19 protein-coding genes are annotated in these 23,633 nt (G+C 38.9%); 6 read left to right on the top strand and 13 right to left on the bottom strand.

Annotated elements, in window-relative coordinates; all coding sequences use genetic code 11:
• Positions 1-469: 469 nt before the first annotated feature.
• From HMPREF1528_RS05360 to HMPREF1528_RS05340, 5 genes are all read left to right on the top strand, one after another.
• A complete protein-coding gene (locus tag HMPREF1528_RS05360) occupies positions 470-721 on the top strand; it encodes a type B 50S ribosomal protein L31 (protein ID WP_002671135.1) in 252 nt (83 codons plus the stop codon).
• Positions 722-764: 43 nt separating this feature from the next.
• Positions 765-4,313: an AAA family ATPase gene (locus HMPREF1528_RS05355; RefSeq protein WP_016478949.1), complete on the top strand. Its 3,549-nt coding sequence runs from the start codon at positions 765-767 to the stop codon at positions 4,311-4,313.
• A 2-nt stretch (positions 4,314-4,315) separates the two neighbouring features.
• Entirely contained in the window at positions 4,316-4,852 is a 537-nt protein-coding gene (locus HMPREF1528_RS05350; RefSeq protein ID WP_016478948.1) for a DUF488 family protein, read from the top strand.
• 85 nt (positions 4,853-4,937) lie between these two features.
• The gene (locus HMPREF1528_RS05345; protein ID WP_016478947.1) at positions 4,938-6,035 is read left to right on the top strand and encodes a Nif3-like dinuclear metal center hexameric protein; all 1,098 of its coding nucleotides are present in this window, start codon (positions 4,938-4,940) and stop codon (positions 6,033-6,035) included.
• Positions 6,036-6,037: 2 nt separating this feature from the next.
• Positions 6,038-6,823, top strand: coding sequence for a zinc ribbon domain-containing protein (locus tag HMPREF1528_RS05340; protein WP_002671132.1), 786 nt, complete (start codon positions 6,038-6,040; stop codon positions 6,821-6,823).
• Between the two features lie 193 nt (positions 6,824-7,016).
• Here the strand turns inward: HMPREF1528_RS05340 and HMPREF1528_RS05335 are convergent, their stop codons facing one another.
• The 10 genes from HMPREF1528_RS05335 to HMPREF1528_RS05295 all read right to left on the bottom strand — a co-directional run bounded on the left by HMPREF1528_RS05335 (position 7,017) and on the right by HMPREF1528_RS05295 (position 19,042).
• Entirely contained in the window at positions 7,017-7,643 is a 627-nt protein-coding gene (locus HMPREF1528_RS05335) for an outer membrane beta-barrel protein (RefSeq protein ID WP_016478946.1), read from the bottom strand.
• An 81-nt stretch (positions 7,644-7,724) separates the two neighbouring features.
• Positions 7,725-9,203, bottom strand: a complete 1,479-nt coding sequence (gene proS, locus HMPREF1528_RS05330; protein ID WP_016478945.1) for a proline--tRNA ligase — start codon at positions 9,201-9,203, stop codon at positions 7,725-7,727.
• 7 nt (positions 9,204-9,210) lie between these two features.
• Positions 9,211-10,869, bottom strand: a complete 1,659-nt coding sequence (locus HMPREF1528_RS05325) for a S41 family peptidase (protein ID WP_016478944.1) — start codon at positions 10,867-10,869, stop codon at positions 9,211-9,213.
• Positions 10,870-10,878: 9 nt separating this feature from the next.
• Positions 10,879-12,900 (bottom strand): protein-disulfide reductase DsbD family protein, encoded by a 2,022-nt coding sequence (locus HMPREF1528_RS05320; protein WP_016478943.1) that lies wholly within the window; start codon positions 12,898-12,900, stop codon positions 10,879-10,881.
• Positions 12,901-12,970: 70 nt separating this feature from the next.
• Entirely contained in the window at positions 12,971-14,392 is a 1,422-nt protein-coding gene (locus HMPREF1528_RS05315) for a hypothetical protein (RefSeq protein WP_016478942.1), read from the bottom strand.
• Positions 14,393-14,433: 41 nt separating this feature from the next.
• On the bottom strand, positions 14,434-15,645 hold the full coding sequence (locus tag HMPREF1528_RS05310; protein WP_002677036.1) for an RsmB/NOP family class I SAM-dependent RNA methyltransferase: 1,212 nt from the start codon (positions 15,643-15,645) through the stop codon (positions 14,434-14,436).
• A 118-nt stretch (positions 15,646-15,763) separates the two neighbouring features.
• Entirely contained in the window at positions 15,764-17,350 is a 1,587-nt protein-coding gene (locus HMPREF1528_RS05305; RefSeq protein ID WP_009411742.1) for an OmpP1/FadL family transporter, read from the bottom strand.
• A gap of 18 nt (positions 17,351-17,368) precedes the next feature.
• Positions 17,369-17,590 carry a hypothetical protein gene (locus HMPREF1528_RS12605; protein ID WP_016478941.1) on the bottom strand — a complete coding sequence of 74 codons (222 nt, stop codon included), beginning with the start codon at positions 17,588-17,590 and terminating at the stop codon, positions 17,369-17,371.
• Positions 17,591-17,608: 18 nt separating this feature from the next.
• Positions 17,609-18,634, bottom strand: coding sequence for a hypothetical protein (locus tag HMPREF1528_RS05300; protein ID WP_016478940.1), 1,026 nt, complete (start codon positions 18,632-18,634; stop codon positions 17,609-17,611).
• 102 nt (positions 18,635-18,736) lie between these two features.
• The gene (locus tag HMPREF1528_RS05295) at positions 18,737-19,042 is read right to left on the bottom strand and encodes a DUF4286 family protein (protein ID WP_016478939.1); all 306 of its coding nucleotides are present in this window, start codon (positions 19,040-19,042) and stop codon (positions 18,737-18,739) included.
• A 74-nt stretch (positions 19,043-19,116) separates the two neighbouring features.
• Here HMPREF1528_RS05295 and HMPREF1528_RS05290 point away from each other — a divergent pair, with 74 nt between their 5' ends.
• On the top strand, positions 19,117-19,374 hold the full coding sequence (locus HMPREF1528_RS05290) for a hypothetical protein (RefSeq protein WP_015782646.1): 258 nt from the start codon (positions 19,117-19,119) through the stop codon (positions 19,372-19,374).
• An 83-nt stretch (positions 19,375-19,457) separates the two neighbouring features.
• On the opposite strand, the gene HMPREF1528_RS05285 is transcribed toward HMPREF1528_RS05290, so the two are convergent.
• From HMPREF1528_RS05285 to purH, 3 genes are read right to left on the bottom strand one after another with little or no spacing between them, the layout of a single operon-like run.
• Positions 19,458-20,699 (bottom strand): MFS transporter, encoded by a 1,242-nt coding sequence (locus HMPREF1528_RS05285; protein ID WP_016478938.1) that lies wholly within the window; start codon positions 20,697-20,699, stop codon positions 19,458-19,460.
• 1 nt (position 20,700) lies between these two features.
• Positions 20,701-21,438 (bottom strand): MlaE family ABC transporter permease, encoded by a 738-nt coding sequence (locus HMPREF1528_RS05280; protein WP_009411747.1) that lies wholly within the window; start codon positions 21,436-21,438, stop codon positions 20,701-20,703.
• 21 nt (positions 21,439-21,459) lie between these two features.
• Positions 21,460-22,992, bottom strand: a complete 1,533-nt coding sequence (gene purH / locus HMPREF1528_RS05275; RefSeq protein WP_016478937.1) for a bifunctional phosphoribosylaminoimidazolecarboxamide formyltransferase/IMP cyclohydrolase — start codon at positions 22,990-22,992, stop codon at positions 21,460-21,462.
• Positions 22,993-23,633 lie beyond the last annotated feature (641 nt).

Here is a 23,633-nt window from a genome sequence, read left to right as displayed (position 1 = left end):
GTGGAGGTAGCTTATAGAGAGCTTATAGGAAGCTTATACGAATCTTGGACGATTGGTATAGAAAGGGTGTATAAGTAGTTGATTCATACTATAATACAATAGCACTAAAAATGTTAAAAACGGGGTTTCGAGGCGAAAGAAAAGGGAAGAGGTGATAGGCCTTAGGCCATAGGCACTAGGGGATAACATCCCCCTAGCCCCCTTCAAAGGGGGAATGTGGTGACGAAAAAGTGGAGGTGGTGTGGTGAAAACTTCTCGCTGGCTATCCTCAAAGGGGGAGATACGATGCAAAAGCGACAATTGAGACTTTGATGAATCTTAGGTGATTGTTATACAAAGGCTGTTGGAGCGTTTAATAATCAGTGAATTATATTTTAAGGTTTTAGATTTTAATTATTTAGTTTGTCAATTCGAAAAATAGTTGTACCTTTGCGCCCTGAAAAAATTACGTAATAAAATTAGCATTGCAATGAAAAAAGAAATTCACCCAGAATCTTACCGTTTGGTGGCTTTCAAAGATATGTCGAACGACGATATCTTCATCACAAAGTCTACCGTAGAAACAAAAGAGACTATTGAAGTAGAAGGGGTTGAGTATCCATTAGTAAAATTAGAGATTTCTCGCACTTCGCACCCTTACTACACTGGTAAATCTAAACTTATCGACACAGCCGGACGTATTGATAAGTTTAAAAACAAATACGCTAAGTTCCAAAAATAACATAGCAACTTTTAAAAACCTCCTCACGGAGGTTTTTTTTCTTATGAAAATACTTTCGGTCTCTCTTCATAATATCGCTTCTATAGAAGGCCCCTTTACGCTTAATTTGGAAGCTGAACCCCTTAAATCGGTGGGGTTATTTGCTATTACAGGAGCGACAGGGGCAGGCAAATCTACCATTTTAGATGCTATTTGCCTTGCGCTTTACAACGATACCCCTCGCTTGGCAACTACAAAAAACTCGGTTGCTATTGCTGACGGCTCGGCTGAGGTGCAGGTGAATAATGTGAAGAACCTCTTGCGCAAAGGGGCGATTTCGGGCTATGCCAAAGTGGTATTTCAGGCGGTAGATGGCAAGACTTATGAAGCGGAATGGCAGGTACGCAGAGCCTATAACAAACTTTCGGGGGCAATTCAGCCTGAAACTTTGCAACTTACTTGCCTGACGGATAACCAACTGATTGCTGAGAACCGCAAGACATTGGTGCTCGAAAAGATAAAGGAATGCGTAGGCTTGACTTTTGACGAGTTTACCAAATCGGTGATTTTGGCACAGGGAGACTTTACGTCGTTCTTAAAAGCGAATGATGATAAGCGGTCGGATATTTTAGAAAAACTCACAGGTACGGAGATTTACACACGCATTTCTAAGCAAGTGTACGAACTCAACAAACAACATAAAAACGAACTCCAACTCTTAGAAAAACAGCTCGAAAACATTGTTTTTTTAACGGAAGAAGAACGCAGTGCCTTAACCGAGCAACTTACAGCCGATGAAGAGAGGTTGAAAACCTTACAAGCCTCGCTCGCTACTTTAAAAGAACAACAACAGTGGTTTGAAAATCAGAAGTTGTACACTCAGCAATGGCAAGAGGCTGTTGCTAATAAAGAAAAAGCCGAACAAGAGAAAACCTCGCAAGCGCAACGTTTTGGAGAGCTTGCTATCATAGAGCAATTACAAGCCATAAAAGGGGATATCCTTACCGAGCAAAGGGAAAAAGAACTATTAGCAACCGCTCAGCAACATTTCAAGGAAGCTACTGCCGAAAAAGAACGGCTCACAGCTGATAAGGCTAAGGTATCCGAGCAAAAATTGCTGACCGAAAACGATTTGGCTACTGCCAAAAAGGCTTATGAAACTGCCAAACCTTTTATTGCCAGAGCAAAGGAATTGGACGTAAGACTTGCAGAACTAACGCAGATTTTTGAGCAAAAACAGCAGCAACAAGAGGCGAAAGAGAGTGCTTTGCAAGCTAAAAAAGAGTCGCTTGAAAAAGTAACTGAACACATACAGAAAGGGGAGAGGTACATTCAGCAAGAAGAGCAGTGGCTCAACACTCACCCTGATGAAGCGCAGTTGTACCGCAATGCGTTGTGGCTCAAACAGCTTGTGGAAGAACAGCAACAACTCAATGAAAAACTAACCGCCCATAGCCAAGCAGAAGAACGCCTTACGCAACAACTCAATGAGCTGAAAGCACAATACCCTATACAAGCACTCCCCTCAACTGATATAGAGACGCTTGCCAAACAGCAGAAGGCTTATCTCACCGCCTTGCAAGTGTATCAGGCGGATAGAGAGATTGCCAAACATATCAAGCAATATACTGACGCAAAGGTTCAGGGAGAAGCGCTTTTACAAGAGATGCAAAACGCCCAAAGCCAAATATTGGAAACATTGCAACGTTTAAAAACTGAGAAGATAGCCACCCAAATAGCTTGTGATACAGCGGAACGCATTTACCAAAGGGCACAAATAGAAAATACCAAAGATGTAGCGTTTTTGAGAGAACATTTGGTGGAAGGAGAAGCCTGCCCCGTATGTGGTTCGGTACACCACCCCAATGCTCATAAAGCAGTAGCTGAACACCTGATAGATACAGTGCAACAAGAATTTCTAACGGCTAAAAAACAATTAGAAACGCTTACCAAAGAGGTTATCACCAAAGAAACGGAGCTCAAAGAACTGCAAAAGCGTATAGAGAGTCAGACAGCAGAAAACGCAGAGCGTACGGATTTATGGCAACAAGAGAGCGAACGCTTGTCGCAATCAGTGTATTATACGACCTATCCTTCTGTGAAAATAGAAGAATATATCACGGATAAGATAGCAAAAACAGAACATCTTTTAGCGGAAAACGAGCGTCTTTTTGAAGTCCTCAACCGACTCAAATCGCTTACTGATGAGCTGAATACCCTTGCGAAAGACGCTGAAAATTACGAGCAACAACGGCAAAAATACAGTCAGCAATTACAGAGCTTACAACTTTCGGACGCTTGGCTTATCCTTTGGAAAACCGATATTGTGCAATTTCAAAACCAAATTACCACTGCTAAAACTGACTGGGAAGCGCATTCGGCTTGTATCGAAAAATACAAAAAGCGCCTTGCTGAACTCACCCAAGAGCGCACTGAGCTCGCCTCCTCACAACAAGTACTCCGTCAAGAGCTCACCGAATTGACAGCGGCAATCGATAAAGAGCAAGCACAATTGCAAACGCTGAAAGAAGAACGTGCGGGATTGTTAGAAGGAAAATCGGTTCAAGTAATAGAAGAGAGTTACCAACAGCAGTTAGAGCAATTAACAACTCTTTCAGAGCAAACGCAACAGCAATATAATGCTATTTTATTGGAGATGACGGCTAACGAAAAAACCTTAGAGACCTTAGCGATGCAACAACAGCAATCGCAAGCTCATATAGCCGAAGCAACTCACAAAATAGAAGAATGGCTTACAGCCTACAAGCCTGCTCAAATAGAACATATAAGAAGCAAAATGCAAGAGTGGGCGAATCGTTCTCACGAATGGCTACAATCAGAGCGCCAAGCCCTTCAATCGTTAAATGACCGCATTGCACAATACAATACCATTGCGAATGAAAAACAGCAAGCGCTTGAAACACTAAAAGAAAAAAGACCTCTCAACTTTACAGAAGAAGATATCGTTCAGCAGTTGGCAGAACAGACAGCAGAAGAAGATACCTTGCGCGATACGGTAGTCACTCAAAAGAGTCGGCTTTTAAATGATGAGCAACAGCGAGCAATAGCAGTTGAGTTGCATACAGCCAAAGAAGAAAAGGAAAAACTCGCTCATCGCTGGAGCTTGCTCAACGACCTGATAGGAAGTAGTACAGGTAATGCGTTTCGCAAATACGCGCAAGAGTACACTTTGGATATGCTCTTGCAATATGCTAATGTGCAGATGCGCTACCTCAATAGGCGCTACACCCTGCAACGCATTCCTAACTCTCTTAGTTTGCAAGTGATAGACAACGATATGGGAGCTGAGGTACGGTCGGTATACTCACTTTCAGGAGGCGAATCGTTTTTGGTATCCTTGGCTTTAGCTTTGGCACTCTCGTCTCTTTCATCTACCAAAATGAACGTAGAAACCCTCTTTATAGACGAAGGTTTTGGTTCTTTAGACTCTGAGACACTTTCAGTAGCCTTAGATGCCTTAGAGAGTTTGCAAAATCAAGGGAAGAAAGTGGGAGTTATCTCTCACGTACAGGAGATGGTAGAGCGTATTGCTGTGAAAGTAGTGGTACAGAAGGAAGGTAATGGAAAGAGTAAGATAGTGGTTAGTAATTGATTATGAAGAGAATATATACTATAGGACATTCCACACATACATTGGAAGAATTTATAGAGATGTTACAATCGTTTGAGATACAACATTTAGTTGATATCAGAGGGTTACCAGGCTCTAACAAATATCCGCAATTTAATAAAGAAAACTTAGAGGTAGTATTACCCGAAATTGGGATAGCCTATACCCATCTCACGTTATTAGGTGGTAGACGTAAAGTACATAAAGACTCTAAGAATACTCGTTGGCATAACGAGTCCTTCCGAGCTTATGCTGATTATATGGAGACTTATGATTTTGAAAAAGGTATTGCTCAACTCATTGCTATAGCTGAAAAAGAAACTACTGCTTATATGTGTGCAGAGGCTGTTTGGTGGCGTTGTCATAGGTCGATGGTATCAGATTATCTGAAAGCCAAGGGTTGGCAAGTAAATCATATTATGGCAATAGGTAAGGAAGAACCTCATAGATACACCGCTCCTGCTCGTATTATAGGAGACAGAGTAGTGTATTACGATGATGGAGAGATTTTAAATCTCTAACACAATAAATCAGATATAGAAAAAGATTAGAGAAAATCTTTATTAAAAGAACTGTGAAAAAGTATGTAAACATTAAAATAATACGATGAAAGTAAAAGACATAACTAAAGTTCTTGAAACTCTTGCACCACTTGATTATGCTGAGAGTTTTGACAATGTAGGCTTATTGGTAGGTGACGCCAATGCCGAAGTGACAGGAGTGCTCATCACCTTAGATACATTAGAAACTGTGGTAGAAGAAGCTATTGAAAAGAATTGTAATCTTATTGTTAGTTTCCACCCGATTATCTTCAGTGGGCTTAAATCGCTTACAGGGAAGACCTATGTGGAACGAGTAGTGATGAAAGCGATTCGACACCAAATAGCTATTTACAGTATGCATACGGCTTTAGACAATCAGTTGTTAGGAGTGAATGCTTCTATTGCTGACCGTTTAGGATTGCATAATCGCTCCATACTTATTCCACAGCCTAATGTTATTAGAAAACTTATTACCTATGTTCCAAAAGCTAATGCTGAAAAGCTACGTAAAGCACTCTTCGAAGCAGGAGCGGGGAATATTGGCAACTATGCGGAATGCAGTTTCAATCTTGAAGGGAAAGGTACTTATAAGGGCAATGAATCTTCACACCCAACTATTGGTGAACCCAATGTATTTCACACAGAAGATGAAACACAAATAGGAGTTATTTTTCCCAAGCACTTACAATCTCAAATACTAAAAGCACTTCGCCAAAATCACCCTTATGAAGAGGTGGCTTATGAGATATATATACTCGAAAACGAACACCAACATATAGGAATGGGTATGATAGGGGAATTTGAAACCCCGATGAGTGAAGCAGATTTTCTTGTTTATTTAAAAGAGAAAATGGAGGTAAGCTGTATTAGGTATTCAGCATTCAGGGGAAAAGAAGTGAAAAAAGTAGCTGTATTGGGAGGAAGTGGAGCTTTTGCAATAGAAGATGCTAAGCGAGCAGGAGCAGATGTTTTTGTGAGTGCGGACTTTAAATACCACGATTTTTTCAGGGCTGAGGGGAAAATATTATTAGCAGATATAGGTCATTTTGAAAGTGAACAATACATAAAATTTATTTTATTTGAGTATCTTTCAAAAAAAATTCCTACTTTTGCCCTCTCAATATCAAATGTAGATACAAATCCTATCAAATATTATTCATAGATATGGCACAAAAAGTGGATATAACCGTAGAAGAAAAATTAAGAGCATTGTATGATTTACAGCTCATCGATTCTAAGATTGATGAGTTACAGAACACTCGTGGTGAGCTTCCGTTAGAAGTCTCAGACCTTGAAGATGAGGTAGAGGGTTTAAAAAAACGTCACGTAAAGTTTAAAGAAGAGTTAGACGAATTGCAGGCAGGAATTGCTGAGAAGAAGGCAAAAATTGAAGAGGCAAAAGCCCTTATTAAAAAATATACTACCCAGCAAAAGAATGTACGTAACAATCGTGAATATACCTCTCTTTCTAAAGAGATAGAGTTTCAAGAGTTAGAAGTACAGTTGGCAGAAAAACGCATTAAAGAAGGTAAAGCGCAAGTAGACCAAAAGAAAGAGGCTATTAAACAAGTAGATGAGCGCAAAGCCCAACGTGATGCGCACCTCAAGCACAAAAAAGCTGAACTTGATTCTGTTTTGGCAGAAACTGAGAAAGAGGAGGAATTTTTAAGAGAAAAAGCAGAAGAGTATGCGGCTAAAATTGAAGAGCGTTTGCTAAAAGCCTATCAACGCATTCGCAGTAGTGTGATGAACCGTTTAGCAATAGTGCCAATTCAGCGTGGAGCCTCTGGAGGTTCATTCTTTGCTATTCCGCCACAAGTACAAGTAGAAATTGCCTCTCGTAGAAAGATTATTACTGATGAACACAGTGGACGAATCTTGGTAGATGCAGCTTTAGCTGAAGAAGAAAGAGAAAAGATGGAAACTTTGTTTAAAAGTTTTAAAGCATAGAAGGTATAGATAGTTAAGAAATTAGTAATTATTAATATGATAGAAAGAGTTCAGTAATTTGCTGGACTCATTTTGTTTTAGATATGATTTATGTGTGATTTTAATATACTTATCAAGCAAAAAAGAACCTCCAAAAAGGAAAACTTTTTGGAGGTAATGTTTTAGTAAGCAGTGTGTTTTAAGCGTTTGCTTTTTAAAAAAGTATATAAGTTAAACCAAATGTAGTGTGAGAACCGAAGAAGTTATTGAACTCATTAATGTTTACATTAAATTCGTTGTTAGCATCTCCATTTTTTGGTTTTTTTGTAGTAAAAGAAACTACATCAGATAAACCAAAGTTAATAGCAAGTTTAGGGGTAACAAAATAATTAATGCCTAATCCTGCGCCAATACTAAATTCAGTGTATTTTGCTTTATCAGAACCACTTGTTGTTTGTGTGCTACCGAAGTCTAATCCAACACCACCTTGTCCATACACTTTGAAGCGTTGTCCTAATTCAAGGAAATAGTAACGACCGAAAACATCAAAACCAAATACATTTGTCTTACTTGTTTGGCTTCCTCCTTCTTTTATTTTCTCAGTACCAATATTTAATCCACCTCCCAAAGCAAATTTATCAGTTAAGAAAAACCCTGCTTGTGGAGTAAATTCAAATGTATTGGTTTTCTTTTCAGAAGAACCTGAATTGTCAGTTGTAGAACCAATTTTTAAGTTACCTTCTGAAAATAGGTTTCCTTTTTTAAAACCGAACTCACTGTCTTGTGCTGATAGAGCACCAAAAGCAAAAACTGCTACTAATGATAAAATGATTTTTTTCATTGTGTAATTTTTTTGATTATTAATAGGGCAAAGGTAGTTTATTCTATTATAACTACCAAAAAATTTAACATATTTTTTTGCTTAATAAGCTTTAGCAAAAAGCACTCGTTTTTTCGAAGGCTTACCCGAGTAGATGCAATGCCCAGACTCTTCCTTGATATCCAATGGTATACAACGTATCGTTGCTTTGGTCTCTTCTTTGATACGCTCTTCTGTTTCGGGGGTACCATCCCAGTGGGCTGAGAGGAAACCTCCTTTAGTTTCTAACAATTCCTTGAACTCGTCATAGCTATTTACCTCGGTAATATGAGTATTGCGGTACTCCAAAGCTTTGTTGTACATATTGGATTGAATATTCTCTAAAAGCTGCTGAATATGGGCTACAATTTGGTCACCAGCTACTGTCTCTTTGGTAAGGGTATCGCGACGGGCTACTTCGAAGGTATTGTGCTCTATGTCGCGTTGTCCTACAGCTAAGCGTACAGGTATCCCTTTGAGTTCGTACTCGTGGAACTTAAAACCAGGAGACTGTGTATCACGATCGTCGAATTTTACGCTGATATTGTGTTTTTTGAGTTCTTCAATTAAAGGCTGAATATGGGAGCGCACTTTTTCTAATTGTTCTGCTCCTTTGTAGATAGGCACGATTACCACTTGTATAGGGGCCAATTTAGGAGGCAACACTAATCCGTTGTCATCGCTGTGGGTCATAATGAGTGCTCCCATCAAGCGGGTAGAGACGCCCCAAGAGCTCGCCCATACGTACTCTTGTTTACCTTCTTTACTCACATATTTCACGTCAAAGGCTTTGGCGAAGTTCTGTCCCAAGAAGTGTGATGTTCCTGCTTGCAGAGCTTTTCCGTCTTGCATAAGGGCTTCTATACAGTAGGTATCGTCAGCCCCTGCAAAGCGTTCGCTTTCACTTTTTACACCCTTTATTACAGGCACAGCCATAAAATTCTCTACGAAGTTGGCGTATACGTTCATCATCTTTTGAGCTTCTTCTATGGCTTCGGCTTTAGTGGCGTGAGCGGTGTGTCCTTCTTGCCACAAGAATTCGGCAGTGCGAAGAAATAGACGGGTGCGCATCTCCCAGCGCACAACATTCGCCCATTGGTTGATGAGTATAGGCAAATCACGGTAAGACTGTATCCAGTTTTTGTAGGTGTTCCAAATAATCGCCTCTGAGGTAGGACGTACAATCAGCTCTTCTTCGAGTTTTGCTTCCGGGTCTACCATTAGTTTTCCTTTTTCATTAGGGTCGGCTTTAAGGCGATAGTGGGTTACTACGGCACATTCTTTGGCAAAACCTTCAGCATTCTTTTCCTCTGCTTCAAAATAACTTTTGGGTACAAATAAAGGAAAATAAGCATTGGTGTGACCAGTTTCTTTAAACATACGGTCGAGCTCTGCTTGCATTTTTTCCCAAATAGCATAGCCGTAAGGTTTGATTACCATACAGCCACGCACGCCTGAACTTTCGGCTAAATCGGCTTTTACAACCAATTCGTTATACCATTTAGAATAGTCTTCACTACGTGATGTTAAATTCTTGCTCATATATTTTTTAAACTCTTTTTATAGGTTTTTTGGCTTTTCTCCTTACCACTTTGGTAGGATTTTCAGTGCTATTTTTAGGGTGTTTTTGTTTGTAGTAGTGTAGACAGCTTTCTATGTAAAAATCTCCTTGATTCCTGATAAGCCCTGCTACATTATCGTTAAACCATATCTCAGCTAAGTTAGCTTTTAGATATTTTGATATATCATTGCTGTTTCGTTTGAAATCTATGTTGATTTTACGCTCTTTTAAAAACTTTGAAAAGGCGTTGAGCATTTCTTTGGGCACTTTGTATCCCCCTATGAAATAAGACTTTTGTGGCTTATGGTTTTGAGAAGGGTGACTATCTAAATATTCAAACAAAAAGAAGTTCGTAAGTCCTGAGTTTAGCACTTCATTTACCATATAGGTTTCCGGTTTCATATCTACTGGTACATATACATCAGGGTAGATACCACCACCACCATACACTACTTTTCCCTTAGGAGTTGTAAACTTTAAAGAATCGGGGACTGTAGTATTATCTATTTGGAAGCTTCTGCGCTGGTGACGCAAGTTGTAGGGCTTTTGTATAGAGCGTCCTGTTGGAGTGTAGTAGCGAGCGGTAGTAAGGCGTACTGCCGAACCATCAGGCAGAGGCATTTCGCTTTGTACTAATCCCTTGCCGAAAGTTCTACGTCCTACAATCACACCTCTATCGTTATCCTGTAAAGCCCCTGCTACAATTTCACTAGCTGAGGCGCTATTTTCATTGACAAGTACAAATATAGGTTTATTTTCGAATAACCCACCAGCAGTAGAATAGGTTTCTTCTATTTCTTTGCGATTATTTTTGGTAAATACAATCATCTTATCCTTTGCTAAGAACTCATCGGCTATCTGAATTCCTACATTGAGAAAGCCACCAGAATTATTACGCAAATCTAGAATTAAGCTGTTAATACCTTCTTTTTCCAAAGCTTTAAGTGCTGAGTCAAATTCGTCATTAGTAGTTTCGGCAAACCTATTCATACGTATATAGCCTAAAGTATCATTTACTTTGTAAAAACAATCAATGCTTTTAATAGGAATAAACTTTCGCTCAATACCTATCTTAAAAAGACTATCTTTACTTTTTCGGTAAATAGTTAAATCTACTTTTGACCCCATTTCTCCTTTGAGAATATTTTTGATTTTATCAGTATTTAAGTGTTTTTTAAACAAGGTATCTTTCCCTGCTATTAAAATACGGTCACCAAAACGAATACCTTTGTGCATTGCATCACTTCCCTCAATAGGTTTGATTACGGCAATGGTATCTTTGTACATATAAAAGCTAATACCCACACCGACGAACTTACCACTCATCGTTTCGGCTACCTCTTGGATATCACTTTTAGAGATATAAGTGGAGTGAGGATCTAACTTGCGCAAAATACTGTTTATTGTGAGGTCTACAATACTATCGGTATTTACTTTATCTACATAGTCCTCTTCTATATAATCGATAAGTCTGTTTAATTTCACTTTATAAGGATTCTCTTGCACCGTATCTATATCAGTAATAGGCATAGGTACAGGTGGAGGAGGCTTGGGAATGTAGAAATTCGCAAGCTGTCTTCCTAAAACAAGCCCTAATGCTAAACTTAAGCCTATAAATATGGGGAGTATGTAGTGTTTGTTTTTCATCAAATAATTTTATTTACCAAAGGCAGTAATCCCCTGTTTTATCCATTTGTAAAACTCATCGGGGTCATCGGTATCAAGGGTATATCCTATTGGGTCTACTAAGTTCTCTCCTTGGAGATTCATCAGCACGTAAAAGGGCTGTGTATTGGCTTTGTAATGGAGGGTTTGGAACTCACTCCATTTTTGTCCAATGGTTTTTATCATCTTGCCTTCTCTAATTTGTGAAGCTCTCACTTCGCTTTCGGGTAGTGGACGTTTATCGTCTACGTACAACGAAATTAATACCACCTCATTTCTAAGAACATCGAGCACTTGAGGGTTAGGCCATACGTTTTGTTCCATTTTGCGGCAGTTTACACAAGACCAGCCAGTAAAGTCTAACAATACGGGTTTGTTCACTTGTTTGGCATAAGCTAATCCTTTTTCATAATCATCAAAAGTAACGATATTGTGAGGTTTGAACAAGTGCGCTCCTTCAGGAAGAGCACCTTCATCTACGCTCGTACTACCTCCGTCAGCGGTATAGCCTACACCGTAAGGCGATTCGCTATAATGTTGCGGAGGAGGAAAAGCATTGATAAGGTTGAGTGGTGCCCCCCATAACCCCGGAATCATATAAACCGTAAAACTAAGAGTTAGTAAGCCTAATAGCAGGCGACCTACTGAAATACGGTCGGTGGCATCGTCGTGAGGCAAACGTATTTTTCCAAAAAGGTAAAGTGATAAGGCACCAAAAACTGCAATCCAAATAGCGATAAATACTTCTCGTTCTATCCAGTGGTATTGCAATACCAAATCAGCATTAGAAAGGAATTTGAATGCTAAAGCCAATTCTAAAAATCCCAATACCACTTTCACGGTGTTCATCCAACCACCTGATTTAGGCAAGGAGTGCAACCAACCAGGGAAGGCTGCGAACAAGGCAAAAGGCAAGGCAATTGCCAATGAGAAGCCGAACATACCAATAATAGGAGCGATCCCCCCTTCGGAAGCAGCTTGTACTAACAAAGTACCTACAATAGGACCTGTACACGAAAATGATACGATAGCTAACGCCAATGCCATAAAAAAGATACCTATAAAACCACTGCGATCGGCTTGAGCATCTACTTTGGTACTCCACGAGCTGGGCAAAGTAATTTCGAACGCTCCTAAAAACGAAATAGCAAATACTACCAATATTAAGAAAAAGATGAGGTTAAACCAGAAGTTGCTTGCCAAAGCATTCAAAGCATCTGCACCAAAGATAGCAGTAATAGCTGAGCCCAACAATACGTAAATCACAATGATAGAAATACCATAGATTACAGCATTCTTCACTCCTTTAGCTTTAGTTTTGCTCTGTTTGGTAAAATAACTCACCGTCATAGGAATCATTGGAAATACACAAGGAGTGAGCAATGCAGCAAAGCCAGAAAGAAAAGATATAAAGAATATTGTCCACAGACCTTGACGTGAGATAGGGGTAGTAGCAGGAGCTTTTGTTGTTGTAGTCTGACTTACGGTAGTTGTAGGAACTGTATTATTTCCGTCGGTATTATTACCAAAAGTAAACTGAGGAGTTGCCACTTTGCTTGCAACGGGAGCTCCCGAAAGGAAAAACTCTAAATCTACTGTATCGGGAGGCAAACAGTTGCTATCGTCACAGCTCATAAACTCTACCGTTGCTTTTATAGAAGTTACAGGTTTTACTATTTTGATGCGTTGTTTGAACACAGCTTGATTGTGAAAATAAGCAATTTCCATATCAAAAACCTTGTCGTGTTTTTGTATAGGTTTACTTTCTTCGGTCTTACCCATAAGCTCGAAGTTTGCGCTTTTTTCAAAAGTAAAGGTGGTAGGAATAGGTCCTTTAGGCGGAATGTTTTGTGCATAGAGCTTCCAGCCAGCCTCTATAGTAGCCGTACTTACTAAATTGTATTCAGAATCATTGATTTTTTCAACCGTTGTTGTCCACTTTACAGGGGTATGTATCTGAGCGTTTGCTATTGCAACAAGTACTACGAATATCAGTGTTATTATTTTCTTCATTCGTTATTGAGTTTATGAGTGATAAATTTTAGGGTACAAAATTACAACAAAATAATGATATATACAACATTTAAAAATCTCTCAAATCTTCGAATATTTGTTCCTTTTCTTTTACCGTGAGTAAAGTAAGTTCTCCCAAGATGTTGAAAGCATCCCAAATCTCCTCTCTTTCCAAAGTGTCAATAGGGTGTTTCTCATCAATTTGATTGAAAATTACTATGAAATTTTGTAATGTCTTTGCAGCTTCATTCTTGTCTTGATTACTCGATAGTTTTTTGTAAGCATCGGTATATGCCTTCATCGCTTTTTTAGCCACTGAAAGTTTTGTACCTTCTCTGCCATCCCATTCCCCTAAGGGATTATCTAAGTTGGCTTTTATCCATTCATCAGTACGGGCTTGCTTAATTTCTAATTCATCAATGCCTTTAAACTCTTTTTTAACCTTATCTACTACTACTTTGGGTACAGACCATAAGGTAATAGAGCTCAAATTAGGCATTTCGGTTTTCTTTACAAAACTGTCAAAATTATAAAGATTTGAAAGCCAAACTGATTCCAAGTGCTGAAACTTAACCAAAGCCTCTATATTTCTTAAAGAAGCATTTTTCCCACTAATCATCAAGAACTCTAAGCAAGGGAAAGTATTGACAATTTCCTCTATATCTACACAAAGTTTTTTAGCAGAAAATATTCTTAGTTCTCTCAGATTGTGAAGTCCTTTGAACTTTAGAAATCCACTATTGAAATCATATAGACAAAGGTTTAAAAGTTCGCCTTCAAAAGGGCATACTATTTCTTTGAGTGTTGAAAAATCTCCAAACAAAGAAATTGATTGCATATAACTGTTTAGCACTATTTTATCAATATTACTATTGTGTATACTTAACGAATTTGTGCCACTTGTCGAAACATCTACCACAGCTTTATCTGTTCCTTTAAGCTCTAACTCACTTACTTGTTGTTTTTCTTTCAGAAAAGATTGCAATTCAGCATCGAAAATACTACTTTCTATCTTATACAAAAGCGGATTTTCTTTCAGTGCATTTGTATAAAAGTCCTTGGATTTATTAGCAGTAATCTTTAGCTTTGTGTTTTGAGGTTTCTTTGCCTTAAAATGCTTTTTAAAATCTTCTGGTAACCGATTCCATTGGTATTGCAAAGAAAACTGCTCCATAGTTTCTGTGCTTATGTATCCATCAGGTGGGGTATCTATAAGAGGGGTATTTCCAATGAGAATAGGATTGAAAGCAAGTAATGTATCGCCATTGATATAAAAGTTTTTCTTTTGCCAATAGTGATGGTCAAAAACAAAATATTTTGCATTTTTTAGAGCATCAAGCGTTGGCACTTCTTTGGTCAAAGCATTTAAGACAATAGCTATTGTTCCTTTCTTGTCATCTTTGAGAACAATTTGTGCCGACACATAAAAACCCCACCTTTTCAAGTAAAAAGAAAATATATCACCTATTTTTAGCTCGTTTATGTTTTTCATAACAATGGGATTAAAGGTTAAATGAGTTTGAAAACATCCTCTTAAAGAGAAAGTCTTGCCATATAGAAACCATCATAACCCGATTGATGGGCAAAAATTACTTCCTCAGCTTCTAAGCGATATTCTTTTCCTGCTTCTGAGGCTAAGAATTTTTCTATTTGTTGTTGGTTTTCACTAGGCAATATAGAACAAGTAGCATAGACAAGTTTGCCTCCTTTTTTTAGCAATTTACTGTACTGTTGTAAAATTTCTTGTTGAGTAGTGCGTATTTCGTCCAAGAATTCAGGTTGCAATTTCCATTTTGCATCTGGGTTACGGCGCAGTACGCCGAGTCCGCTACAAGGGGCATCAATGAGTACGCGGTCGAATGTGCCGTGCATACGTTTGAGCTGTTTGGGTTCTATGAGTTTAGTTTCTATGTTAAAAACCCCGTTACGGCGTGCCCTGCGTTTGAGCTCTTGCAATTTCTGCTCGTAGATATCCATCGCTATAATCTGACCTTTGTTTTGCATTAGGGTAGCGAGGTGTAAGGTTTTACCTCCTGCTCCAGCACAAGTGTCGATTACACGTTTCACCTTGTCGTCTATCTGCATAAAGGGTGCTACTTTTTGAGAGGAAGCATCTTGTACCTCAAACAGTCCATCGGCAAAAGCTTGGGTTTTAAAGATATTGCTGCGTTCTACTAACTGCAAAGCATCGGGGTAATCGCGCAAAGGATAAGTTTCTACTCCTTCTTGTCGCAAAAACTGTTGCAAGTGTTCCAAAGAAGTTTTAAGGGTATTCACTCGCAATACTACGGGAGCTAAACTGTTAAGGGCGTGCAATTCATCTGTCCACAACGTTTCTCCTAATTCTTGTGCTCCCAAAGTATCTAACCAGTCGGGTACTGATTCACGTAGTTTTCTTACCTTAGAGAGTTCGTCGAACTTGCCTTTGATACGACGTGCAGGAGTATCTTCAAAATAGTTTCCCCAATCCGGCAAGGCGATACTTTTGAGAGTCGCCCACACGGCAAACATACGGCGCAGGTTATGCACTGTAAAGGGTTCGTACACTTCGGCAATCTCGGCATAAAGCCGTTTCCAACGCACAATGTCGTAAATGGTTTCGGCAATAAAAGCCCTATCGCGGGCGCCCCAACGCTTGTCTTTTTTCAGTTGTTTTTCTACTACCTTATCGGCGTATTGCCCTTCGTTGAAAATAAAGGTAAGTCCCTCTATTACGGCATCTACTAAGTTTCTGTGTAATTTCATTATACTAAAAATAAGACGGTAATACAAAAATTACCGTCTCTTTACTTTATCTTTTTGAAGGGCGAATTACAATTCGCCCCTACAATATGATGCAAAAGTAACTTTAATAATTATTTAATTAAAAGAGCTGTGCAGTAAAGGTAAACAAGAAGTTACCGTAAGTTGATTTTATTTGAGCATTATCGGTAAGTATTGTTTCGTACATTTGGTATAGGTTTGTTTGTTTAGCGATGTCATAAGACGCATCTAAACGAATACCTCCTAAAGTAACTCCTGCTCCAAACGAATAGCCAGTGAGGTCGCCTACCGTAGCCACCTTTTTGCGATATGGACTTTGCTCGTAACGATAACCTCCACGAAGGCTTACGTAATTGGTAGTTTCACCCGTTTTAAATGGAATACGAAACTCAGTTCCTATGCGTACAGTAGAGGTTTCTCCTAACTGATTTTCTATAACATCATTTTCAGCATTTTTTGCAGCAGACCTAAAGTGAAGATTTTTATAATCTTTATAAATATAATCTACACTTAGCATAGCATATCTACCAAATAAGTAAGCTGCACTTGCTGTCCAACTGCCTGGTGTACGAAATTTGTAGTCAGGAAGAGTAACAATCACTCTTGGATCCGCATAATTAGTACGGTTGTTAGTACTTAAATATTGTGTATACTCTTGATTAAAGGTATACCACGTAGGAGAAGTATAAGTTACTCCTAAGCGCAAGCTTTTAGTAGCTTTTACTATAGCTCCTAACTGAAAAGAAAATCCACTACCTGTAGTAGTATAATCATTTTCAAAATAAGCATTTGTTATAGTAGAAGTGCTTGCGTAAGTTTCCCAATGTGATAATTTGTCCTTTTGATTGATACGATGTGCATTTAGGTTAAGTCCTAAGTATAGAAAATCTTCGTATTGAGTTGAAAAATTAAAATTATACTTTGATACACCTCCGCTGGTAACACGCTCAAATCGTTGGTCAGCTCCGTTACTTACATTCTTATCATACTGTGTTTCTTGCAAAATAGCATCTGCAACAGCATCAGAATCTGTTGGTTTAACCTCATCTCTTCCTATGTGTGGACGAATAAGCCCTACATAATGCCCTAAGAGTGCATTTCTATAACGGAAAGCTCTATCTCCTGCTAATCTTCCCATATCAAAATAAATATCTTGGAGAGTATTTCTCTCTATTACTCGTTTATTTTGATAGGTTTCTAATAACAAGTTTTGTTGCTTTATACCATCAGCAAAATATTTAAAATAATCTCCCAAATTTTTGTTTGCGCTTCCAGAAAATGAGAAGTTACTAGCATCAAAATTTTTAGTATTTTGGTAATTAAAACCAAAAGAGACTTTTCTCCATCCTGAAGAGCTAACTTCAATAGGAAATACAACTCCGAACTGATTAATATTAAAGTCAGTATCTCTATTATTAGTTTGAGTACCATTATAAGTAATCTTATTTTTAGTAACATTACTTTGCAAAGTACCTCCTATTTGTGCTCCCGAAAAAACAGAACTTCCAGCAGGATTGATATTGATAGCTGAAAAGTCACCTCCTATAGCTCCAAAGGCACCACTCATTCCTTTAAAACGAGCTGTTCCTGTAAGGTCTTCTGTTGAATAACGCAAGGCATCTTTATAATTTTGAGCTGATACGTTATAGACTACCAAAGACAATATTGTAAATAGTATTTTTTTCATATAATTTTACTTTTTAAGTTAGTAATCTCTTCTTGTAGTACCAGCTCCTGAAGATTGATTGTTACTTCCCCCAGAATTGCCACTTCCATAATTTCCTCCTGAGTTGTATCGACCGCTGTCATAACTTCTCCCTGAATCATACTGAGGGGAAGAATAACCCCGATTATAATTATTGTTCTGATTGTAGTTATTATTCTGGTTGCTACTGCGATACCTTATTGTAAATAGTATTTTTTTCATATAATTTTACTTTTTAAGTTAGTAATCTCTTCTTGTAGTACCAGCTCCTGAAGATTGATTGTTACTTCCCCCAGAATTGCCACTTCCATAATTTCCTCCTGAGTTGTATCGACCGCTGTCATAACTTCTCCCTGAATCATACTGAGGGGAAGAATAACCCCGATTATAATTATTGTTCTGATTGTAGTTATTATTCTGGTTGCTACTGCGATACCTTCCTTCATCATAAGGACGGCTATAGGTATTTCTTGAACGATTATCATAAGAAGGATAGTCTCTGCGATTATCATCGCGAGGTGTGTCACCTGTGTATGATCTTCTATAACCTCTTTCTCTTACACGATAATCGCTGTCATAGTATCTTCTGTCGTAATAATGGTCATAGTATCCACCATAAGGATAATATCCATAGTATGGGTATCCGTAATATCCATAATATCCATAATATCCATAATAAGGATAGCCATAGTAACCGTAGTAAGGATAGTAGCCTCCGTAGTAACCACCCCAATAAGGGTCGTAGTAGTTACCCCAGCCCCAACCTAAGGAAAAGCTCCAGCCAGAGCGATAAGGGCGATAGTAAGGGTAGTCGTAATAGCTATAATAAGGATACCAAGCTCCGTAGCCCCAATAGTTATTCCAGCCGTAATAAGGATTTACCCAACCGTTATTATACACATTTACATTCACTCGTGAAGGGTTACTGCCCCAACCTCCGTAAGAGGAGTTGCCTGTATAGGCATTGGAGCGATAGCTATTCACATCAGTAAAATGCGTAAAACTACTGTCAGTTTTTTGTTGATATTGTTGAGCTTTCTCACTGAAAAAATCCTTATATTTATTAGGGGTATAACGGTTTTCAGGAGGATAGTCATAACGTTCAGGATAGCTTTCTCTCTCCACATATCTTACCCTTTCGGGTACAGGGTCGTTATAGATACCATCGGCATAGTAATAACCTACGCACGAGGTAAGTGTTAATGAGGCTACCAGACCTAAGGAGAGGTATCTCATCGTTTTTCTGAGGTTAAAATTCTTTTTCATCGTCAATCGTTTTTAGTTAATAGTGTGTAATTAATGGTTTATGGTCAATGGTTAGTGCTTAATGAATGTAAATCAATTTCTGTGCCAAAATCTATGTACTTCTCACTCTTCACTTTTTACTTCTTTCAGTTGGGTGCCCCAAAAGAGAACCTTTTCGCCAAAAGTTTCAGCAGACTGTTGTAGGAGTTTAGGAATAGTGTGCTCAATGAAATGCAATAACTGTGCGGGTGAAGTAGTTTCGTGATGAATGGCATAGTGTTTTTCAGGTACGTTTAATACTTTAAACACTCGTACTCTCTCTATGGCTTTATTAGTGTTTATAGTAGGTAAATAAACGTTTTGTAGCCATTCTTGCCACTGGGTGAATACCTCATCGCTTATCACCACTGTTAAATTATATACATACATTACGCATTTATTTTTTGCAAAGATAATAAATAATTCATAACTTTGCAACCAATTTATAAATAAATTAAAAACGTATGGCAAGTATTCGCAATTTAAAAAAGGACATCAACTACGTGTTGGGTGATATTATCGATGCAGTGTATTTCACAGGAAAGATGCAAACTGAGGAAGGTAAAGCTCTTGTAACCGAAATTCTCAACGATTTTGATACGCTTATCGATAAAGTAGCCGATAAAACAGTGGAAAACAGAGGCGCTCACCTCAAACAAGTGAGAAGAGACTTTGAACAAAAAGCAGGGGCTCTTATCGAGAAACTCAACGCATTATCGTAAGTTAGAAATATAGCTTAAACATAAGTTAGAAATATAGCTTAAACACTGAAAAAGTTTATTTGTAAGAGTATTGCAAAATACCCTTATGGGGTTGCTTGTGTCTGTTTTTGAGAAAGAGATACAGAAGATAAGTTTGGCAAAAAGTATGCAATAAGCCCCATCAAAGGCAAGAAAGAACATAGTTTATAAACGAAGTCAATATTGGTTATGTCTATCAATTTGCCTAATACTGCCGAAGCCAATCCGCCCATACCAAAAGCAAAACCGTAGAAAAAGCCTGAAATCATTCCTATTTTCTGGGGCAAAAGCTCTTGTGAATAGACTAAAATAGAGGCAAAAGCCGATGAAATGATAAACCCAATCAGCACGATGAGTACTGCCGTAGTGGTAGCATCGGCGTAAGGCAACCAAAGCGCAAAGGGGGCAGCCCCTAAGATTGAAAACCAAATAATAAATTTTCTTCCTACTTTATCACCTAAAAAACCTCCAATAAGTGAGCCCGCAGCTACTGCTCCTAAAAAGTAAAATAGGTATACTTGTGCCTCAGCATTACTAAATCCGAACTTTTTAATGGTATAAAACTGAAAGTAATTGTTGATAGCTGCTGTATAGAAGTTCTTGGAGAATACTAGCAACATCAATATAATCATAGAGTTGTGTATTTGTGCACGAGTGAGATTGGGCAACACTACAGGTTTTTTAGCTTTCTTTTTGAGCAATTTAAGCAGAATGCTACGCCATTTGCCTATGAGGAGCAGTATAAGCATTGCAAAGATAGAGAACCCTGCAAACCATATTAAATTGCCTTGATGACTTTCTTCTACAACTCGTCCGTCGATTACTTTTTTGCTGAACAATAGTAATATCACCAATAGAGGAGCTAAGGCTGTCCCAAAGTTACCACCCAACTGGAAGATAGCTTGTGCGAACGAGCGTCTGCCTCCTGAGGCTAAAAATGCTACTCTGGACGATTCGGGGTGGAATACCGATGAACCTACCCCTATGAATACCACCGAGCACAGTATAGCTGTATAGCTACTCGCCAACGATAAACTCACGATTCCCATAGTAGTAAATGCCATTCCTAATACTTGTGAGTAGGGCTTAGGGTGCTTATCGGTATAATTGCCTACTAAGGGTTGCAATATAGAGGCTGAAAGTTGGTAACAGAGTGTAATAACCCCTACTTGCGCCATTGTGAGAGCATATTTGCTTTGCAGAGCAGGATAAATAGACGGAATGACCCCTTGAATGAGGTCATTGAGTCCGTGTGCTAAGGCGATAAGCAGTAAAATGCGATATTGTGGTTTGTTTTCTTGATACATTTTAAGCGTAGAACAACTGTGTGAGTACCGAGTTAGAAAGGATAATCACTATACTTGTCCATACAAATGAAACGGTACTCGCTTTTCCAACGTCCAGTGCACCTCCTTTCATATAATAGCCGTGATAGGACGGGATAGTAGCCAAGAAGAAGGCAAATACTATCGTTTTGGTGAAAGCGTATATCATACTGTAAGGTTTGAAGTCGTATTGTACTCCTTGCACAAATTCGGCAGAGGTGGTATAACCACTCATCACCGCTGAAGCCCAGCCTCCTAATACCCCTAAGTACATACCTAAGGCGATAAGAAAAGGCATTAACATTAGGGCTACTATTTTTGGGAATACTAAATAATTCACTGAGTTTACTCCCATAATATCAAGAGCATCAATCTGTTCGGTTACGCGCATAGTACCTATACTGGAAGTGATAAACGACCCTATTTTTCCTGCCAAGATGATAGCTGTAAAGGTGGGGGCAAACTCCAATACAATAGATTGGCGAGTGGCGAAACCTATGAGATATTTAGGAATAAAAGGGTTATCGATATTTAGGGCGGTTTGTACTGCTACTACCCCTCCTACAAAGAAAGAGATAAAAGTCACGATACCTATTGACCCAAATATTAAATCGTCTATCTCACGCAAGATAAGGTCTTTCATTATCGACCAACGGGTGCGTTTGCGAAAGACATCATAAAGCATTATAAAATAGCCTCCTACGGCTGCAATGTGTTTCATACGTTGTTTAAAAAGCGTTTATTAGTGTTTAAAATGTCGTACTCCTGTGAATACCATTCCCATTTGGTGTGCATCGCAATAATCGATACTGGCTTGGTCTTTGATAGACCCTCCAGGTTGTATCACCGAACGGATACCTTCGTTGTGAGCGATTTCTACGCAATCGGGGAAGGGGAAGAAGGCATCGCTTGCCATTACGGCATCGTTGAGGTCAAACTGAAATTCTTTAGCCTTTTCAATAGCTTGTTTAAGAGCATCTACACGACTGGTTTGTCCTGTACCACTTGCAATGAGCTGTTTATCCTTCGCCAATACAATGGTATTCGATTTCGTATTCTTACATATTTTAGATGCAAAAAAGAGGTCTTCGAGCACTTCAGCTGAGGGTTTTACAGCAGTTACGTATTGTACATCTTCTATGCTATCGGTTTTGAGGTCTTTTTCTTGTACCAAATAGCCGTTGAGACACGAGCGCACACTTGTTGTAGGCATTTTGGCTTTCTTCTGTACTAAAATAATACGGTTTTTCTTCTGTTCGAGTATTTTTAGGGCTTCATCGCTGTAAGAAGGTGCAATGATTACCTCAAAAAACAGCGAGTGAATGGTTTCGGCAGTAGCTGAATCTATCTTAGTATTAGAGATGAGAATACCACCAAAAGCTGATACGGGGTCGCCTGCGAGAGCATCTTTATATGCCTCGTGTATCGTTTTGCGAGTTGCTACGCCACAAGCATTGTTGTGTTTCAGTATGGCAAAAGTAGGGTCGTCACCTACAAATTCAGCCATTAAGTTTACGGCGGCATCTACATCTAACAAATTGTTATAAGAGAGCTCTTTGCCGTGTAGTTTATCGAAAAGGGCATCGAAATTACCGTAAAATTCTCCTTTTTGATGAGGGTTTTCGCCATAGCGTAATACTTGTCCGTCGCACTCGTTAATCGCTAAGGTAGGAATTTCTTCTGTTTGATTAAAATAGTTGAAGATAGCGGTATCGTAGTGTGAGGATACTCGGAAAGCCTTAGTAGCAAAGGAGTGGCGCTCTTCCAAAGTAGAGCTACCGTGCTGTTCGTTTAAGATGTACAAAAGGTCAGCATATTGGTTTACCGATGCCACACAAAGTACATCTTTATAGTTTTTGGCAGCTGCACGAATAAGCGAAATACCTCCTATATCTATCTTTTCAATAATCTCTTGCTCGCTAGCTCCGCTGGTTACTGTTTTTTCGAAAGGATATAAGTCTACAATCACTATATCGATTTGAGGGATAGCATATTGCTTCATTTCTTCAGTATCTTGTGCATTATCCTGACGGTTGAGGATACCTCCGAAGATTTTAGGGTGGAGCGTCTTGACACGTCCGCCGAAAATGGGAGGATAATCGGTGATAGATTCGACGGGAACTACCTCTACGCCTAATTTCTTGATAAAATCTTCAGTACCTCCTGTGGAGTAAATAGTAATTCCTAAGGTTTTCATTCTGTGAATGATAGGCTCTAATCCTGTTTTGTCGAAAACAGATATTAAGGCAGATTTTGCTTGTTTTGCAGTGCTCATTTGGAAAAAAAAGGTTTCATTTTAGGCTACAAAAATACTACTTTTTATCAATACCAAGCAAACAAAAGATTAAAAAAATGCTAATAATACTGGAAATGAGGAAATGAGAAAATGAGGAAATGAGAAAATTAGAGAATTAGGAAATGAGGAGCGAGGTTGAGTTAGAGGAATGAGGCTGTGCCTCAGAAATTAAACAAAAATTAAACAAAATCAAGGCTACGCCTTGTAAACCAGCAGAGAGATTGTTAGTTTGAGATGAAAAAGCGATGTGTTGGGACTGTTAGGAGAATTCGGAAGGAAACGAAGATTTTCAGAAGGAGGCTAGGAGGTCTTTTGATGAAAAAAGGCTATAAGGAGGGTGGGGGTAGCTTATAGAGAGCTTATAGGAAGCTTATACGAATCTTGGACGATTGGTATAGGAAGGGTATATAAGTATTTGACTCATAGTATAATACAGCGATGCAAAAAATGGTAAAAAGAGGGTTTCGAGGCGAAAGAAAGAGGAAGAGGTGATAGGCCTTAGGCCATAGGCAGTAGGGGATAACATCCCCCCTTCAAAGGGGGAATGTGGTGACGGAAAAGTGGAGGTGATGTGGTGAAAACTTCTTGCTGGCAGTCTTCAAAGGGGGAATGTAGCGACG

Origin of the sequence: Capnocytophaga sp. oral taxon 336 str. F0502, from assembly GCF_000411575.1 — a bacterium.
Taxonomy (GTDB): domain Bacteria; phylum Bacteroidota; class Bacteroidia; order Flavobacteriales; family Flavobacteriaceae; genus Capnocytophaga; species Capnocytophaga ochracea.
The sequence above is the reverse complement of the archived record's forward strand: the minus strand, read 5'-3'. Positions and strand labels throughout refer to the sequence as shown.